At 48.6% G+C, this 18,772-nt stretch carries 13 protein-coding genes; 2 read left to right on the forward strand and 11 right to left on the reverse strand.

All coding sequences use genetic code 11. The features are described from left to right. Positions 1-249 precede the first annotated feature (249 nt). Positions 250-1,872, forward strand: a complete 1,623-nt coding sequence (locus ACTS3T_RS10925) for a hypothetical protein (protein WP_377967163.1) — start codon at positions 250-252, stop codon at positions 1,870-1,872. Here ACTS3T_RS10925 and ACTS3T_RS10930 read toward each other — a convergent pair. The 7 genes from ACTS3T_RS10930 to ACTS3T_RS10960 form a co-directional block, all read right to left on the reverse strand. Continuing rightward, positions 1,864-3,906, reverse strand: a complete 2,043-nt coding sequence (locus ACTS3T_RS10930) for an ATP-binding response regulator (protein WP_377967165.1) — start codon at positions 3,904-3,906, stop codon at positions 1,864-1,866. The genes ACTS3T_RS10925 and ACTS3T_RS10930 overlap by 9 nt on opposite strands. Continuing rightward, positions 3,870-4,313 carry a response regulator gene (locus ACTS3T_RS10935; RefSeq protein WP_377967167.1) on the reverse strand — a complete coding sequence of 148 codons (444 nt, stop codon included), beginning with the start codon at positions 4,311-4,313 and terminating at the stop codon, positions 3,870-3,872. The genes ACTS3T_RS10930 and ACTS3T_RS10935 overlap by 37 nt, the downstream gene beginning before the upstream one ends. Then, positions 4,267-6,573: an ATP-binding protein gene (locus ACTS3T_RS10940; RefSeq protein ID WP_377967170.1), complete on the reverse strand. Its 2,307-nt coding sequence runs from the start codon at positions 6,571-6,573 to the stop codon at positions 4,267-4,269. The genes ACTS3T_RS10935 and ACTS3T_RS10940 overlap by 47 nt, the downstream gene beginning before the upstream one ends. A 559-nt stretch (positions 6,574-7,132) precedes the next feature. Then, positions 7,133-7,573: a response regulator gene (locus tag ACTS3T_RS10945; protein ID WP_377967172.1), complete on the reverse strand. Its 441-nt coding sequence runs from the start codon at positions 7,571-7,573 to the stop codon at positions 7,133-7,135. An 88-nt stretch (positions 7,574-7,661) separates the two neighbouring features. Next, the gene (locus tag ACTS3T_RS10950) at positions 7,662-8,687 is read right to left on the reverse strand and encodes a glycosyl hydrolase (protein WP_377967174.1); all 1,026 of its coding nucleotides are present in this window, start codon (positions 8,685-8,687) and stop codon (positions 7,662-7,664) included. Positions 8,688-8,858: 171 nt separating this feature from the next. Then, the gene (gene dps / locus ACTS3T_RS10955; RefSeq protein ID WP_377967176.1) at positions 8,859-9,392 is read right to left on the reverse strand and encodes a DNA starvation/stationary phase protection protein Dps; all 534 of its coding nucleotides are present in this window, start codon (positions 9,390-9,392) and stop codon (positions 8,859-8,861) included. Between the two features lie 516 nt (positions 9,393-9,908). Then, entirely contained in the window at positions 9,909-10,112 is a 204-nt protein-coding gene (locus ACTS3T_RS10960) for a hypothetical protein (protein ID WP_377967178.1), read from the reverse strand. A gap of 428 nt (positions 10,113-10,540) precedes the next feature. Here ACTS3T_RS10960 and ACTS3T_RS10965 point away from each other — a divergent pair, with 428 nt between their 5' ends. Continuing rightward, complete coding sequence (locus ACTS3T_RS10965) at positions 10,541-12,631, forward strand: cation:proton antiporter domain-containing protein (protein ID WP_377967195.1); 2,091 nt, start codon at positions 10,541-10,543, stop codon at positions 12,629-12,631. An 82-nt stretch (positions 12,632-12,713) separates the two neighbouring features. Here the strand turns inward: ACTS3T_RS10965 and ACTS3T_RS10970 are convergent, their stop codons facing one another. The 4 genes from ACTS3T_RS10970 to ACTS3T_RS10985 form a co-directional block, all read right to left on the reverse strand. After that, entirely contained in the window at positions 12,714-13,226 is a 513-nt protein-coding gene (locus tag ACTS3T_RS10970; RefSeq protein ID WP_377967180.1) for a DUF1993 domain-containing protein, read from the reverse strand. A 348-nt stretch (positions 13,227-13,574) separates the two neighbouring features. Further along, positions 13,575-13,793 (reverse strand): hypothetical protein, encoded by a 219-nt coding sequence (locus tag ACTS3T_RS10975; RefSeq protein WP_377967182.1) that lies wholly within the window; start codon positions 13,791-13,793, stop codon positions 13,575-13,577. 728 nt (positions 13,794-14,521) lie between these two features. After that, the gene (locus ACTS3T_RS10980) at positions 14,522-17,029 is read right to left on the reverse strand and encodes a S8 family peptidase (RefSeq protein WP_377967184.1); all 2,508 of its coding nucleotides are present in this window, start codon (positions 17,027-17,029) and stop codon (positions 14,522-14,524) included. Positions 17,030-17,075: 46 nt separating this feature from the next. After that, positions 17,076-18,062, reverse strand: coding sequence for an AAA family ATPase (locus ACTS3T_RS10985; RefSeq protein ID WP_377967187.1), 987 nt, complete (start codon positions 18,060-18,062; stop codon positions 17,076-17,078). Positions 18,063-18,772 lie beyond the last annotated feature (710 nt).

The raw sequence follows: 18,772 nt of genomic DNA on the forward strand, positions 1-18,772 counted from the left end.
GAACGGGTATTTAGAAACTAGGGGAGGGCTTCGGTTGTAATAGACCCAGAATTGACCAACGAGTTCCGGTCAATGGCTCGTTAACCGGATAACTCAGGCTCTAAACTAGAGCCGCCGACCAAACAACAGCGATCGCTACCAGATTTGAGCCACTCAAATAGCGGCAACCCCCTAACAAAAAGCCGCCTGCCCGCTGCCCTTACCCTTATGCGTTAGCTCTACCACCCGACCGTACCTTGTCCCCCAGCCATGGATCGCAACATTTCTCAGCCAAACCAGCCCACCCAGTTTTGGCGAGTGCTGGCCAACTCTCCTCATAGGGCGATCGCCTTGGTTTTTGGGCTTTCGTTTCTGGTTACGGCCAGCATGGGTTCGCTGCACTGGCCAGTGCCGCTTATTCACAACGAGTTTGCTCATTTGCTCACGGCAGACACAATTGCCTCTGGCCGTTTCGCCAATCCTACCCATCCCCTTTTTGCTTTTTTTGAAAGCATACATATTTTGCAACAGCCTAGCTATGCGGCCAAGCTACCGCCAGGAGCCGGACTTTTTTTGGGGCTGGGTCAGCGATTGGGGGGGGATCCGGTGTGGGGTATTTGGCTAACCACGGCGATCGCTACCAGCGCTGTGTACTGGGCGCTGTGGGGTTACTTTAAATCGCCGTGGGCGCTGGGGGGAACGGGTTTAATCTTTTTAGATATTGGCATTTTGCACCACTGGTCGCAGTCTTATCGAGGGGCGATGGTGGCCGTGCTGGCAGGGGCGCTGATGTGGGGGGGGCTGATCCGCCTGATCCGCAGGCCAAAAGCGGTGAATGCCATTTTGCTAGCTATTGGCCTGGGTCTATTAGCCAATACCCGACCGCTAGAAGGGCTTTTTTTTGCCCTACCAACGGCAGTGGTGCTAGCTGGCTGGCTGCTACAGGCTCCTAATCGCCCTATGCTGAAGCGACGCTGGCAGCGCGGTGGCCTGCCGTTGCTGGTGGCTTTGGTGCTGGTGAGCAGCTTGACGATGGCCTACAACAAAGCCGTGACGGGCAACCCGCTGAAATTTCCCTATTCAGTCTACGAGCAGCAGTATACGGTTGTGCCTGCTTTTTTGTGGCAAGACTACCGCCCTGTCCCCGACTTTCCCAACCAGCAGTTGCAGAAATATAGCGACTGGCAAGCTGAGCGCTTTGAGCGTATGCGGCAAAAGCCCCTCTGGCGTATCTTAACCCTGCGAACTGAAGATCTGCTGTTTGACGCCGCCAATGCCTGGTTTTGGATATTTTTGCTGATTATACCGCTGGTTTATTCAGCCTGGATTCGGCAGCCGTGGTTACAGCTAGCTTTTATCTCACTGCTGTTGCTGCTGTCTACACGCTATTTGATTTTGCCGAATCGGCCTGATCAGCTAGCACCGGGCACAATTGCGATCGCCTTACTGATGACCGCCTGTGTCCAAAAGCTGGTGCAGGCGGCCGCGCAGCGCTCAAAGCAAAAAAGTCGCTGGCCGTCTTGGCAGCAAGTTTTGTTGATCGCCTTTTTGCTCTACCTTTTGCTCAAGCTGCCCTATAAGTATGCCAACCCCGGCTTTATCAACGGTGGCGTTTCCGAAACGCCTCGTGCTCGTCTGGTAGAAGTGCTCACGGCGTTACCGGGTAAAGACGTGGTTATCGTCCGCTTCAATCCTCAAACTTCTTATAAAGAGGCTTGGGTTTATAACCCTGCCGATATTGACAGTGCCACCATTATTTTTGCCAACGATTTGGGAGATGAAGCCAATCGGCAGCTTTTAGACTACTACTTAGAACGCCAGTTCTGGCTACAAACGTTTGATGCTCAAGGGCAACCGCTACCGATTCAGCCCTATCTATCCGCTTCAGACTGAATTGAGCCGTTGGTGTAGCATTTGCAGCAGGTCTTCGGTGGTAAACGGTTTGGCCAAAAATTGCTGAAACCCCAGCGCCTTGGCTCTGGCAACGGCTTCTTTAGAGGTCAGGCCACTCATGGCGATCGCGCAGACATCAGGCTTTAAGCGGTTCATTATCGTAATTGCGGCTAACCCATCCATCACAGGCATCATTAAATCCATCAGCACTACGGCAATTTTGTCTTTGTGGTCAGCAAAAAGGGTGATCGCCTCCATGCCATCGCTGGCAGTCAGCACCTGGTAGTGATAGGTTTCTAGCGTTGCTTTGGTAATTTCGCAAATGGCCAACTCGTCATCTACCACCAGCACCAGCTGCTGCTGCCCAACCGGAAGCTCGGCACCGGGGGCAACAGGCGGCGCGATCGCAGCCTGACTAGCGGGCAAAAAGATTTGAAACTGGCTGCCCTGATCAACCTGGCTCTGAACATCCAAAAAGCCGCCGTGGCTTTTGACAATGCCCAAGACTGCCGAAAGCCCCAACCCCGTACCCTGGCCAATGGCCTTTGTGGTAAAGAACGGATCAAAAATACGCTGAATCACCGCTTCTGACATGCCCGTTCCCGTATCGCTCACACTCACTACCACATAAGCACCGGGTTTAGCCTCCAAATATCGTCTAGACGCTGCTTGGTCAATCAGGTGATTCTCAGCTCGGATCAACAGTTCGCCGCCTGTCGGCATGGCATCGCGAGCGTTGACGCAAAGGTTAACAAACACCTGATGTAGCTGGGTCGCATCACCGGAAACAGCCCAAAGATGGGTCGGTACATCCAGGCAAACCTGAATCGACTTGGGCACCGTCTGCTGGATAATGCGTTTCACTTCTAGCAGCAGGTGTTTAAGCTGCAAATAGCCGCGTTTGCCCTCTACGCCTCTGGCAAAAGACAAAATCTGCTTAACCAGGTCGGCTCCTCGCTGGGCGCTATTGTCTAAGGTTTTGAGCAGATCTTGTGACTGCTCATCCAGGTTAGTGATCTTGAGAGGCAGCAGCTTTACCACCCCCAAAATGGGGGTCAAAATGTTGTTGAGGTCGTGGGCAATACCGCCTGCTAGCGTCCCCAGACTTTCTAGGCGCTGCGCTCGCAAAAACTGCGCCTCTAGCTGCTTTTTCTCTGTAATGTCCATGTGAATGCCAATCAGCCGCTGCGGCAAGCCACTGGCATCCCGCAGTAGACTGCTTTTGACGGTTATCCAGCGGGTTTCGTTGGGCACTGAGCTAATGCGAAACTCAATATCTAAACCATGGCCGCGACTGACGGCTTGCCAGATGGCTGACTCAACCGTGGCGCGATCGTCAGGATGAAGTGCTGCCAGCCAATCGTCATAGTGCTGAGCCGTCAGGCCGTACAATTCTTCTAGTTCAGCGCTCCAGGTGATGGCATTAGAGCGAATATGCCACTCAAATGTGCCAATTTTGGCCGCTTGCTGAGCTAAAACTAGGCGTTCTTGAATTTGCTGGCGTTGGGTCACCTCTCGCTGGAGCTGCTCGTTGGCGGCTTTGAGTTCAGCGGTGCGCTCTTGTACGCGCAACTCCAAAATTTCGTTGGCAGCTTGCAAAGCCTGGGCAGATTGCTTGCGCTCGATCGCATAGCGCAGCGATCGCACCAGACTGTCTTGGTTCATCTGGCGCTTAAACAAATAGTCTTGAGCGCCACGCCGCACGGCTTCTACGGCTAACTCATTGTCGTTGGTGTTGGTTAGCACCACAATCGGCAAATTGGGAGCCTGCTGCACCAAAGCCTCTAGAGAAGCCAGCCCAGTACTATCGGGCAGGGTCAAATCTAGCAAAATACCGTTGAAACAGCCTGACTGCAACTGGGCGATCGCCTCAGATAGCCGCTTGACATGAGTAAGCTGAAAGCGGCTAAACAAAGAGCCTTTGAGCAGTTCTTGTAAAAGTCTGGCTTCTGCTAGATTGTCTTCTACCAGCAGCAGATTAACAACCGACTGGCTCTCTAAAGGTCGGGTGGTAGCGTGGCAGTCTCCAACCAAAATTCCTCAATCCCCCGAACAATTTTGAATAGCTGTGCCAGATTGCGCGACTTTGAGATGTAGCAATTGACGTGTAGATCGTAGCTTTTAAAGATGTCCTCCTCGTTGCGTGAAGTGGTTAGCACAATGATAGGAATATGCTTGAGAGCCGGATCGGTCTTGATTTCGGCCAAGACCTCCCGGCCATCTTTTCGCGGCAAGTTCAAATCGAGCAGGATGAGATCGGGACGGACTGCGCCAGCGTGATCCCCATCCTGCCGTAGATACTCCATTGCCTCAATCCCGTCGCGGGCCACGACGACCTGACACTGCAAGGATGTGCTTTTGAGCGCTTCTTGAATCAGGCGAATATCTCCCCGATTATCTTCGATTAAAAAGATAGTTGGCTGATTTGTGTCCGTTGCCATGATGGCGATCGCGGCCTCCTACAGGGATGGTGAAATAGAAGGTAGCGCCTTGCCCCAGCGCTGAATCGACCCAGATTTGACCTCGGTGGCACTCAGCAATTTTCTTGCAAATAGCTAACCCCATACCAGAGCCAGGATATTCATCGCGCGTATGCAAACGCTGGAAAATGACAAAAATGCGATCGGCAAACTGGGGATCAATGCCAATGCCATTGTCTTTGACCGAAAACAACCAGGCATCTTCTTGACGTTGAGCGTTGATATGAATGCGCGGCGGCTGATCGGGCTGCTTAAACTTGATAGCATTGCCAATCAGATTTTGAAAAATCTGCATAAGCTGCGTACTGTCAGCCACAATCGTTGGCATCGCCTCAAAGATGATTTCAGCTTCCGTCTCTACAATGCGGCGGCGTAAATTGTTGAGCGCCTGCTGGAGCGGCTCTTCTACGTTAGTTAACTGCCACTCAATGCCTTTGAGGTCAACCTTTGAGTAAGCCAACACATCATCAATCAGCGTTTGCATCAGGCTCACCCCTTCAACCGCAAAGCCAATAAACTCTTTCGCATCCTGGTCTAGAGCGGCGTCGTAGCGCATTTCTAACAGTTGCACAAAGTTAGCTACCTGGTTGAGCGGCTCTTGCAAGTCATGAGACGCTACATAGGCAAACTTCTTCAGTTCGGCGTTAGAGCGCTCTAGGTCTTGGGTTAACAATGCCAGTTCTTCAGCTTGCCGCAACACAATGTTGACAATGGCCTTGCGAAGTTCTAGCGTCGCTTTAATTTCTACTGGCTTCCAGGGTAGCGACTTCAGCCGCACGGTTTCTTTCCACAGTTCAAACGACTGGCGCGGACAGAGGCGCAGATTGCCAGCGTCATTTTTTAGCTCGTAGGCGTTGTTAGGATCACCCCCCCAATTGACAGTCTGCAAAACTTCAGGGCGGAACCACAGCACATAGCTACGTTTGGAAAAGGGAATCGCCAATAAGCCGCTGGCTACATCCTTAAAACGTTCAGCGTCAGAGTAAACCAGCGGCAGAGAATCGGTGTAAAACACTTCTTCGTCCACGTTTTTGGCTAACCACTGCACCAGGTAGTTAAGTTCTTCTTCAGCAGGTGTGCGACCCAGGGTCGTCCACTGACCGTTGAAGCAAATAGCCGCCCCTTGAGCGCCCGCCAGCGCTAGCAAATTCGGCTGATAGTGAACTAAGCCATTGATAAAGTGCTCGTCTTCTGACATGCGCTCAATCAGGGCAGACTGTACTTGAGCCAGCTTCATTCGATAGGCGTAGTCGGCTTCTTCTTCACGGGTAGAGATTTCAGCAAAGATAACTCGACCCAAAAATTCACAAGCTTTGCGTAGCTCGTAGGGAACTTGCTTAGGTGTGCGGTGGTGGCAGGCAATTAGCCCCCAAAGCTGCCCATCTTTCATCAGCGAAATGGTTAGCGAGGCTCCCACCTTCATGTTGTGCAAGTATTCTAGGTGGCAGGAATAGGCACTGCGCAAAATTGACAGCATCAGATCCGTGGGCTGCTGGGTCACTGGGTTCTGCTGCGGATACAGAGCCGTTGGTTCGGCGGTGGCATCAGGAATGACGCGAATCCAGTTAGACAAAAACATTTGCCGCGCCACCTGGGGAATGTCTGACTCAGGGTAATGCAGCCCCAGGTAAGATTCCATCTCAGCGTGGCGATCTTCAGCAATCACTTCGCCGTGCCCATCGTGATCAAACTTGTAAAGCATGACGCGATCGAAGCCAGTGACGTTGCGGACTTCGCGGACGATCACCTGACAAAAATCTTGCAGGCTAGAGGTTTCGGCTAGCTGATTGATTGAGGCTCTGGCGAGGTGATAGAAGCTGAGGAAGGGAATGTTTTCTTGGGTGAGCGCTGGCTCTAACTCCAGAATTAAAAAGCCATCGGCATTGCGGTGAAAGATGGCATCAAAAACCCGGTAGTCGTCACCTTCTCGGCGTACCCAAACCTTAGTGGGGTTGATGAGTTCTAAGTTGTCGTAAGCTAATCCGGCTTTGAAGCGATCGACCTGGAAGGGATCCAACAGGTCTTCCAGGTTTTTTTGCAAGATGGCGTCTAATGCTAGGCCAAAGGCGGTTGTAGCATTGCGGCTTACCTGCAAAATGCTGAGGTCAGGCTCTTGCAAAACCAGCAAAATACCGTGGGGTTGGACTTGAGCGAGCGTATGAATTTCAGGCTGCTTCAGGCGGTTTAAGTTAATGGCTTGATTTTCTAAAAGCTCACTCATGACTGACCTCCGTATACCAGAAAGAAGAGTTCACAGAACAAATAGCTAAACACAATTAAACGCAGCATAGGAATTTCAAGTTTTGGGATCGCAACCAGCGTTGTTGGCAAGTATCAATGAATCTGGAAAAACTGATTGAATTTGGCAAATCCTCAAAGTTAGCAATCAGGGGCAGCGGTTAGGCATGAGCGGGCTACCGCCTAATTACTATCAGCTTGCTTAGTCAACTATAGAGCAGAGCTTTTGAGTCTGAGTTTGACAGGTCTTATACCGATTGCTGCATTTGGATGGCGCTTTAAGGAAAGCAACATTAAATAGAAAAAGTCTGTTCCGCTTTATATTTCGCAACTTGAAGTGCTGAGCTTGCTGTCGTGGACAATTATTATTTGTGCCGACGACCAGCCGGAGAAAATTAAGTCACTCTCAGCCTTTGTTAAAAGAAGCTAAAAATTTTAGAAACCTGAGGTTGGCGATTTTGAGGGCGCGATCGCCCTTTAAATATTCTTTTTTGGTTACAAAAGTCTGGTTATGTCTATGAAAGGTTACTTTTGCCGGAGCTTTACTCCAGTGGCAACGTCACAACTCCCAACCAAAATTCTTCAATTCGTTTAATAATTTGAAATAGTTGATCAAAGTCAGCCGACTTGAGCACGTAGCAATTTCCTTGCAAGGTATAGGCTCTTAAGACTTCTTCCGGGCGATCGCGCAGCGTCAAAATCACAATGGGAATGCGCTTAAGCTGAGGTTGCGCTTTAATTTCGGCCAAAAGGTCGGGGCCTGCTTTAGAAGGCAGATCAAGATCTAGCAAAATCAGGTCAGGTCGGGTAGCCGTTGCAAAACGACCCCGTCGATAGAGAAAGTCCAGCGCTTGCTCACCATCTGCGATCGCCACAATTTCGTGCTGTACCGGGCTGTCTTGAAAAGCGGCAGCAATGAGTCGCTGATGATCTGGATTGTTTTCGACGACTAAAATGAGCCGCTTAGGAGTCAGGCTGTCCATTGGTTGCTGCAAAAATGGAGTGCGATTCTATCCTAATGAGGCCGCTCTCCTTTGCGCAGAAACCGCTAATTAAATAAAGATCAGCCGCCTACCGCAGTTGTGCGGGTGGCAAATAACCGATTGAATCAGGGGCGATCGCCTGACGGTAAGCGACTACCGATTCTCCCTCAGGCCGAAAAATAGCCCAATCACATTCTTTGTCTAGGTTAAAGTAAAGAACGGCTTTGACTCCTGCCTCAGCCAGATAAGCATAGCTATCCATTAGCCACTGAGCCTTGGCGGTGGGGCTAGAACCCTGAGCTAGCATGCTGGTAGAAGCGGTTTGGGCAATAAAAATCGGTTTTTCAGGAGCCATTGCCCGCAGCCGATCGAGATAGGGGCCAAACACCTCTGCCGGAGACTGCCATTGCGGCCAAGCAGCGCGATCGCAGTAGCCCCAGTTATAACCACTAAAAGCCACCACATCGACTTGCTCGGATCCAGGATAGTAGCGCTCAAACTCGCGATCGCGATCGCTCCAGCCATTAGGGGCAAATACCCAGCGAATGGCCTCAGCCGTTACCCCAGCCGCAGCGAAATGCTGCTGCAAACGAGTGTAAGCTTGCTGGAAGATGGCAGGCGATTGGCTGTAAGGTTCCCAGGCTCCGTTCATTTCCGGTAGGGGAGCAACAAAGGCGAAGCGGTTTTCCCCTTGCGCTACCCAGTCTGCATAGGCACGCGCCAGCCGCCGCAGCGATGCGTCTAGGCGACCGGTGGCAATTGCTGTCGCCGATTGGGTGGTATTGAGGTTAACAAAGCCGACTTTGCCCTCTTGCCACAGCCTTTCGAGCGCAGTTGGAATGTCATAGGCCGGATTGGCAGATTCTAGATCCAAAAACAGGCCAACCAGCGACAGCGGCTTGCCTGACCAGCGATCTAAGGCTAAAACCGATTGAGCCATCACCGCGCGATCGCCCACAAATCCTGAGGTATAAATGCCCAATGCCATTGAGGGCGAGGGATCAGCCGTAGCGGATAAACCGGGCTGCCCGGATGCTAACCCCACCACCAGCAGCAAACCCGACCAAAACGCCGCCAAACAGCGGTACCAGCCATCACGCCAGACTTTAGACATTCGACTCGTGAATTTTACAACCTTCCCAGTTTTCCCCTGCTAGCCAAACCAACTGTTCCGCCAACTGACTAAAAAACTCCTCCCTAAACAGGAAGGAGTTGATCAATGACGGAGCGCTTACCTAAGCGCCGTGACGCTGAGATAGCCTTGCCTTAGAGAGACAGCCAGTGACTAACTTACATCAGACTTTTTAACCAGGTGCGCTTCTAAGAACCACAGACGCATATCTACCGTACGAGAAATTTCGGTATACAGATCAGCGGTATCGGCATCGCCCATTTCATCGGTGGCATCAATGGCTTCGCGAACATGCTTGGCATAGGCGGCATAGCGCTCTGCTAAAGCCGTTACATGTTCCTCACCCAGAATGGCATCAACCGGATATTCCGGCAAAATTGAACCGCTAGCAGCCATGCGAGCCGTGCCCATTGCTGTTCCGCCTAAGGCGGTCGCTCGCTCAGCTACCATATCGACATATCCTTCTAGCTCACCTGCCATTTCATCAAATAGCTCGTGTAGCTGATAGAAGTCCATGCCCTTGACATTCCAGTGGGCTTGTTTGGTCTGGGTTTTCAGATCGAGGGTGGCCGCTAGGGTTTGATTGAGAACATCAACCACCTGCGCCCGAATGTCTGCAGATAGGTCAATTCGGGTGGGATAAAAGCGGCGAGAGGTTTTGGATTCGCGGGCTGGGGTCGCAACCATGAAGCGTTCTCCTACATATAGCTGTGTCAACAATATCGAATAGTCGTGAAGCTGTGCTGACTCATTTTCTCAAGAGGCGACTGCGGCTTCATAACCAACTTCTAAATCATAGTCGTTATGAGTTCGCTTTGTCAATACTCATAAACGCTTTTCATTCGCTGCTTGCTTGCCTTATATCAATTCTCGATTTTGGATTTTCGATTTTGAATTGAACAGTCTTGGCTCTGCAGGCGTTTCGTCATTCTCATCTGTACCCTGCTTTTGAAGAATTGGTATTAATCATAGGCAACAGCAGCGAGCCAATGAGCTAAATTTGAAACTTTTGCCGCTTGGCAACATCTATCTGTAGCCGGATACCGTAACCGCTGCGATCGCAGCCCTGCTCAACGGTTTCTAGGCTATCAGTCTTGGGATAATTTTTTGGATGGCTCAGCGTTTAATATTTTGTCGGGCTTGAGGCTTTTGGCGGCTCTCTCAAGCTAAAAAAGGTAGCCTTTGCAACAAAATAGAAACGGCTCATTCTAGCTCTTGGTGAGCCTTTTGCCGCAGAGCCTCTTGAGCCGCACCGACAAGCAAGCCACCCGCAGCCCCTACGATCGCGTACTGAATATGCCGTTCCGTTTCGTGGCTACCGCGATTGATTTCTGCTAATCCTAAACCCAGCATGGCACCCACTAAACAGGTCATCACACTACAAAACACAATACATCTAGCGTTCATAGCTGCCTCCCGCTCCGGTGCTTTGCACCTGTGCCTTCTCCTATCCCAATTCTCCCAAGTTTTTAAGTTGTCACTCTATTAGCGTTAAAAACTTTAACGCTGTTTTATATAGGTTAAAAACAGATATGTCGCGAGAAAGAGTGAATAGAGGGTTCATTTTTCTTTAAGATTCAGGATTAGACTGACATCTGAGCCGTTATCTAGCTGACCGACCGCTGGCAATCAGATTGCTGCGGTTCGCTTAGTCAAAGGAAAACCGCGATCGCCCTGGCGCTTACCTCACTCGGTAAGCACTGATGCCTGAGTGCATCCCAGCTTTGTCCGTCGATGGTTTTATGCGTTAGTAGAGGTTTATCGTGGTGCTTTTGCTTTCTTTGAACGCGGTTGTCGGCTGGTCACTTCGTTACGCTTTAGGAAGTGGAACCGCTTTGGGCGTTCTCAATCAGCCGATTCAAGACCCGGTCACGGTTTTTCTGGTGATCGTTGGCATTATGCTGGTGGCACCGTTGATTTTTGAACGATTGCGGCTACCGGGAATTGTTGGTTTGATTCTGGCGGGGGTGGTTGTTGGGCCTCATGGCCTAAATTTGCTAGAGCGCGATGAGACGATTGTGCTTTTGGGTACGGTTGGCCTGCTGTTTCTGATGTTTTTAGGTGGCTTAGAAACCAGCCTAGATGACCTTAAGCGCAACGCTAAACCTGCAATTGGCTTTGGGCTAGCAACTTTTTTGGTGCCCATGGCTATGGGCACCGGGGCACTGATGCTGATGGGGTATGGCGCTTTAGCCGCTGTACTGGTGGCATCGTGTTTGGCTTCTCACACGCTGGTTTCGCTGCCGATTTTGAGCAAACTCGGCATTATGCGGCTACCCGCCATTACAGCCACGCTGGGCGGCACGTTAATTACCAACGTTTTAGCTCTGCTTGTGCTGGCGGTGGTTGTAAAGGCTCAAGAAGGCGACTTAACCTTGAGTTTTTGGCTATTTTTAATTCCATCGCTGGCGGTTTTTACCTTTACAACGCTGTGGGGTGTGCCGCGTTTGGGGCGCTGGTTTTTCCGCAAATTTGGCCACGATGAGGGGGCTGAGTTTGTCTTTGTGCTAGCGGCGCTGTTTGTGGTTTCTTATATTGCCGGGTTGATTGAAGTAGAGCCAATTGTAGGCGCTTTTTTGGTGGGGGTGGCGATTACGCAGCAAATTCCAACCCTTAGCCCGCTGATGAACCGGATTCAGTTTATTGGCAATACGCTCTTTGTGCCGTTTTTTCTCATTTCAGTTGGGATGCTGGTAGACCCGCTGATTTTGTTTCGAGAACCGAAGTCGCTGCTGGTGGCCTCGGTGATCATTGCGGCTGAGTTGCTGAGCAAGTTTTTAGCCGCTTGGGGATCGGGCAAACTGTTCAACTGGTCGTTTCCGGGTAGCATGACGGTTTTTGGCCTATCGGTGGCGCAGGCTGCTTCGACGCTGGCCGCTATTACGGTAGCTTTCAATCTGGAGATTGTGGACGAAGCCACTGTCAATGGCATCATTGCGATGATTTTGGTGAGCTGTGTGGCTTCTCCCTGGATTACGGAGCGCTGGGGCAGTCAGGTGCAGCCTGTAGCCCCCGAAACTACTAGCCAAGGACAAGAGGCGCTGGAATGGGGCAAGCGGATTTTGGTTCCTGTTGCCAACCCCAGTACCGAAGACAATTTGCTCAATTTGGCTATTTTGCTGTCTAAACGGATGAAGGGGACGCTGCTGCCCTTGCATGTGCTATCTGACCGCTATGGCACGATTTCGGCAGCAGAGCAGCTAAAACAGCAACAGCTATTGGCCACTGCCGAAAATTTAGCCCACGGTGCGGTGGTGGCAGTGGAGACAATTGGCCGAGTCGATGACAGTATCGATCGCGGGGTGCTGCGCACAGCGGCTGAACGACAGGCCAGTTTGATTATTTGCGGTTGGAAAGGGTATTCCACCTATCGCGATAGTTTGTTTGGCGATGTGATTGATAAGGTGATCAACCATGCGGCGGTGCCTGTGCTGATTGCCCGGTTTCCCCAGCCGCTCGAAACTGTACAGCGCATTTTGCTAGCGGTTCCGGCAAGGCGAAAGCTCTCGGCGGCGAGTCAGCTTGCGATTGTGGTGGCTCAGCAGCTTGCTGAAGAATTAAAGGCACCGCTGGAAATTTTGCTGGTGCTAAGCGGGCCACAAACTCGCCAGCCGTCGATGGAGTGGCGCGATCGCCTGCCCGAAACGGCTGTGGTTAAAGAAGGGCAGGGCAATTTTGTGCGTCAGGTATCGGAGACGTTTTCTGAAAAGGATTTGCTGATTTTGCCTGCTCGACGGCGGCAGCGACAGGGTAAGTGGATTATGCATCGAGAGCCAGAGGCGATCGCCCATAAACATTGGGAGTCATCCATGATTGTGGTTTACACCCCTGTCGGCGTCAGTGGCTCCTATGGTTACAAACCCGCTGAGCCGGAAAAATCGGCCGCATCCGTTACCCCCGAAGCCCAAAACCCCTTACCCCTTTAGGCTTTGCCCTGAATACCGTACCCATGCCTACAAACACCACCGCAGGCAAACACACGGCCAGCAGCGATCGCCCTGCTTGGCTTTATGCCTTTTTCACCAACGGCGCTAGGTACATCATGTAATCTTGTTTGCCAATGGGAACACCAGCCATGCGCAAAATATCGTAAGCCGTTACTAGATGAAAGTAGAAGTTGGGGATTAAAAAGTCATTGACGTAAGCACTACCAGGCAACTCTAAATAAAGGCTCTGGCCGAGATCAATCCGCGTTACTTCGGCAAACTTTTCGTCTGCGGCGTCAATATTGGCAAGCAGCTCTTGGGTGTTGGTGATGTATTCGTTTGCTTGGGCAAGTGAGGTGACGGTTGGATCGAGGTTGTTGGCAGGTTGATCGGCACACCACAAAGCAAAGTTGCGGGGTTGATTGCAGGTGAAAGCAATCTGGGTTCCGAAGGGAAGCATGTCAGCGGCAATGCGTTTTTCCAGAAAGGATTCATCTTCTGAAAAATGAGTCTGAGCTACTTTTAAAAGGTGCTCAAGCGTGGTCAAACGAGTTTGAAACAGGGTTTGGATTGAGCCGATGTTTTGACTTAGCATTGGGTGATTCCCTATAAATTTCCGCGTGACTAATAGAATAATCGGACACGAAAGGTACGGTGGCTCCAAAATACCTATAGAATTCGTTAGCTAAACGATCAGCGATCGCCTCAAACTTTTCATCTTCTTGAAGGCTATCATTGCTTACCGATAATCGGCACTTTAGGTTTGCTTGCCCCGCGCCTTGTCCCGCTCTCTGAGAGGCCTTAAGAGCGGCAGGGGGAGCAGGGCATTTCTGTTGCCATCACTATTCTGCTTCTGCAAATAGTGGATAAGTTTTATTCCTCTGCTCTTTACTTGAGTGGACTACCCCAAGGCTTTTTGATTTTGCCTTGAATTTAGACTTGTTTAATTGTGTTTGTAATGAGGGACTACTTCTGCGAGAAGCGCTATATAAAATTCGTTTGGCATTGGAGTCCCATAAATTGAAAAGCGTTTCAAATTCCATATGGAATATTTTTCACTTTTTTCTTCATCTTGAAAACTATTTGTTTGGTTTTCTTCTATAGTGTACTCTGACAAAGCTTCCATATTTTGCCAATCGGCTCGACAAGATTTTACTCTCATACAATGAACTAGCCCTACTTTTTGAGGGTGGCTAGGGGAATCGATGAGTGCCCAAAATCACAACCATTGGTTTTTCAAATACTCTCTAATTTGCTTTGGTCGATAATAAGCTTGTATTGCGGGTTCTTCAATGAGTGAAGCTTGGAACAAATTACAGAAGCGTAGGCTAGCAAAAATAAAATTGTCTGACCTAATGAGCAAGTCTGATCAGGTAATTGTTATTCGTTATTCGTGTGAAAGTTTCTATGACAGACCCAATGGCTCATCTTTAAGAATTACCTCTCTTGCTGTCCGCAAACTGGTTTTTGGTCTAAATCCCTTCTTTCTTTACCCATCAAATTGCAGAAAGCAAAGGGTACTCTGCAAGCGCACTGGAACAGCATTACAATGAACTTGAAAAATTTACACTAAAATAGTTTTACTATTTTGTAGGTTGCCATAGCTCACATATTCGGTTGCATTAGAATATGTGAGACATCGATTATGTTTTTCCAGCAATAGCCCACCACTTTAAAGTTCTTCAGAGGGCATTTGAAAAACAAGAAAAGCTTCCATGACATAGACTATCAGTACAGAAAGCACTAGACAGTCGCATGAAAGCTACCTTCAAATCCTATCTCAGTAACCTCACCACTGCCCAATAGCAGTTTATTGCTCCCTAACTTCCAGTTGGGTTAGGAACTCTGAATGATTGTTGTGGGCATTGCCCAATCTACTCTCTCTGGTACTTAAGTTTTAAGCTCGATCGCCAGCGTTTGCTTAACCAACGTTTTAACAGGTGTATAAATATCAGCTCCTTCCCCTGTTACCCGAATCGAAACAATCAGCGCATACCTAATCTGTTCATTCCATCGATTATGTGTAGGGCGCTCTTTCCACCATCCTCCCACTGGATGAACACCGATTGCATCCTTGGCTGCCAAATCCGCAGCAGTTCCCGTCCAAATGTCTGAATGCAAGGAACCTCGGTTACGCAATTCGGTACCTAAAAACCACCCTTTATCTTTTTTAAAGGAAACTGTTTCCCCTTCCTCATGAGCATCTTTAGTAATCCGTTTCTTGAAAGCTGAAAGTGTCTCAGTTGCATCTTTAGTGGCAAATCTTAGCCCATAGGAAGGATAAGAATAGCGGCGAACCCAACCTCGTTCTCCTGGATTCGCCTCAATAAAGTATGAAAGTGTCACCCTCATCTCAACATCCCTCTCACCCAAAGCTTCCAGTTCTTTTTTCGGCCAGGGAAGAGTATGAAGATTCATATCCTTCGTTGTCACGTTGGACTGATTTTCTTTCTTCTGAAAAGGCTGAAACCCATCCTCAACAATCATTGTCAAATCATTCTTCGCACTCCAAAGTGCCTTTTCTAAACTCGGCACGCCATACCCATAACGCCTCAACAGAATGCTTTTGTCCTTTTGCTGTGGTGCAGCAGGCAAATGCTTTCGCATCGCTGCTGTCCAAGTCGCTGAGTGAACAATCAAAGCTCGCACTGTCTCAGGCCAAAAGTCAGGATTTTGAACCAGAATTTGTGCCGCAAAACATCCTGCGAAAGCAGTCGCTGCACTGGTATCACTAAATAGCGTAAATAGGCGTTGATTAACTTTGTGATGAACTGTAAGCAAGCTCAAATCATCCAAAACTTCACCTGCACAAGATCCATCTGTCGCAAGATTTCCCCCTTCAAATACAACATCCGGACGATTAGGCCAATGTCGGCTCCAGATACAAGACGTTCTACTTCGAGGTGACAGATCACCAGCAGGCGCGATCGGCTTCCAATGACGATATTTAGAATCAACTATATTTACCTTGTCAGTAAAAGCCCCAACGACTAACGCATTCCAAGACTGTGCCGGATTCTCAGCGGATGCACTATCATTATTGGCAATATAATCCTCACGATTGATCGCATCACGAATATTACCAACTGGCAAAATTATTAACCGTTGAACCAGTTCATCAGAGATTTTATCTCGACCAAAGCATAGATCATCGATTGCCGCAGACCAAGAGGAAGGCGTTCCTCGATTTGCTCCCTCACTGGTCACTGGCATACAAATCACTCGTGTTCGGAATGGAGCTTGTATCTCAGCACGGCTAATACCTTGCTGCATGATCCATCCATACAGATTAGGATCATTTTCTCCTTGCGGGGGAAGTATTTTTACTGATTCTAAGCAGTGCGAAATCTCGATTTTTTGATTACTAACCAGAGCTTCACATAGTTCTCCGTAGATCAACAGCCCAGACATATTTGTGCCATGCCCTTCACGAGTGTCGTGAGTCCCCCATATTGGCTCATAGCTATGCATATCATCTTCGCTGAGGCTAGGTTCTAGCAATGGATGAGTTCTCATCACACCACCATCCAACAAACATACAGAGACACTCGGAGATTTCTCAAATACACATTTATTCAGTAGATCATTCATCCACTCCTGTTGTTCAAGCTCGTTATTCTCAAAAAAGAATGATGGCAGATCCTTCGCAATTCTGAGTTCTGCGATCGCATCACACTTACGGATAATTTGCCCAAGCTGAACAACATTAGCCAGCGCTAAAACCACTTCACGTTCGACAAATTTAACAGAATGTGGCTGAACCCGAACATCTAGCCGCTCAGTGATCTCATCAAAGCTCTCCTTTCGATCACCTCTGAGCCAGACCTCCCACCAAACTAACACACTTTGATCCTGCGGAAATAGTGACTTCTCGTCGGTAAACAATGAAGTAACAGAACTTAAGAAAAAGGACTCTATTCGGCTAACTAGAGTTTCATTTTTTGGTTTGCCAGTTTTTGTTTCCTCATTCTCATAGGCAGTAATTTTTTTCGTAAAATCATTCTTCTTACTATCAGGAACAAATAGTGTAGCCTCTAAATATTCATTGCTATTTGGAGAAACGCTAACTGACATCAACTCAATCTTAGCCTTACCCCTAAGATTTTCTATGCTTTGAAGCACCTTGTCCTTCTCTGAAACGCTAAACTCTACATCCAAATAGAATCCAGGCTCACCTACTACATCCACTTCGGAAGCAGATGAATTTCTCTCCTGTTCCAAAGCCCCAAGAACGTTACTCAGATCAGAACGAAGTTTACTGGCATGACTTCCCCGATTTCGCGGAGGATTACTTCGATCACTACCTATTGGTTTAGGATACGTATAAGCTTGTCTACTTGTAATAGAGGGATGATGAGGAAGCCTCAGATGAGACAAGTCACGCGGCGATTCGGACATAGCTAAGGGAAAAGGTCGATTTTTTGACTCCAAGCAATAAGTTGATTTACCAGTCAGTCATCGATTTACGCTCTACAATTGATGCAATTAGCTCATCTTCCAAAATCGCTTTCCTCTTTTCTAGAACTGCATTCTTTGCGACTTCTGTACTCGCTCGAATAATTTCGGCTTGACTTAAACCTGCTGCAGATGCCAGAATGTCATCCCAAATTTTCCAGTCCAACCGAAAGGTCATAAGACGCGATTGAACTAATTTTCTGGTAACTTCAGGACTAGGCAAATCGTATTGAATTACATCATCAAAGCGTCTATATAAAGCCTTATCTAAAAGATCAGGATGATTGGTCGCAGCAATAATTAGACTGTCGCTATCATCATTCTCCAAAAATTGCAAAAAAGAGTTTAAAACACGTCGAATCTCACCAACATCGTTTTTGCTAGAACGCTGTGATCCAAGTGCATCAAACTCATCGAAGAAATAAACCCCGCGAGTAGACGACATTGCCTCAAAGATTAGCTTTAGTTGAGTTGCTGTTTCACCCATGAACCTTGTGAATAGTCCCTCATATAGCACTGTAAAGAGAGGGAGCTTCAGTTCTCCAGCGATTGCTGCGGCTGTCATCGATTTACCTGTTCCCGGTGCCCCTACCAAAAGCAGCTTACGACGGGGGGGCAGATTATGTTCTTTCAAGAGGTTTGAGTTTGCTTGTTCAGTTACGACCCTCATCAACCTTTCATACAATTTCTCAGAAAGTACCATGTCCGCTAGACGCAAATCCGAATATCGGGCAGACAGCAGGTTAAGTAAATCGCCCTTCGGCTGGATTAGAGGGACTGGCCCACCTTGCTTGTTGACAAACCGAGATCTTTGGTCTTTCGCTTGATCGACTAAATTCCGAATCTCCTCAGCAACTTTTCCATGTCCTTGCCGTGCTTCATGAGCAGCAACCTGCATCGCAACAGTAAAAAACTGCTGTTCTTCACCTTCTATATGGCTCTTCAAAAGAGCGATGACTTGACGAGCAGTGGACATGGTGTAGAATGAGCGCCTGAATAGAACCTTTCTCTAAATGATGCCCTAGAAAGGCTCTCTCGGTTAAAAAATGTAACAAATAATTAGCTAAGGCTCTATAGAGATTGTAGGAACTTGCTCCATTAATTGCTGTCTTGTTTGGACAATGACTGCAAACAGCCGAGATTGCTAAGTGAGGCGTTTTGCACTACAACATTGGAGCATTGTTGAGTGGTGCCCAACTCCACCTCTACAGCCGTATAAGATTGAGTTGAGCCGCGAACGCTGTTGATTCAGTGTCGTTAGGCTAACAGCGTTTGTCGGCTACAGCGAGTTTTTGGGTTGGGGCAGAGATTCCTCTTTTAGGATTCTCAAGCGCTAACAGATAGCCAATATGTTTTTTGTACAAGTAACCTTTGAATTCGCCATCGATTTGGCTATTAATTTAGAGAAAAGCTTTTCACCTATCTTCTATATTTAGTTAGGTAGAACTGTGTCAGCTTAACTTTTTTAGAGGGGTAATTAGGTGGAATGACTCAGTATAACCAGCCTTTTAGTTAGCTGCCTAGGTTAGCTAAGGTTTGTTGATTATTTCTATAGAAAAGCCGTCTTTTGCAACCAAAATTTCGTCCTAAAAGTCAGCTTGGCTGCGTGCGTAATGCCATTTTCAAGAAAAGCGATCGCCCTTTTTCTTCACATTAAAAAAGCGATCGCTCAAACCAGTTGACGCG

The organism is Almyronema sp. (assembly GCF_052168255.1).
Classification (GTDB): domain Bacteria; phylum Cyanobacteriota; class Cyanobacteriia; order Phormidesmidales; family Phormidesmidaceae; genus Sphaerothrix; species Sphaerothrix epifaneia.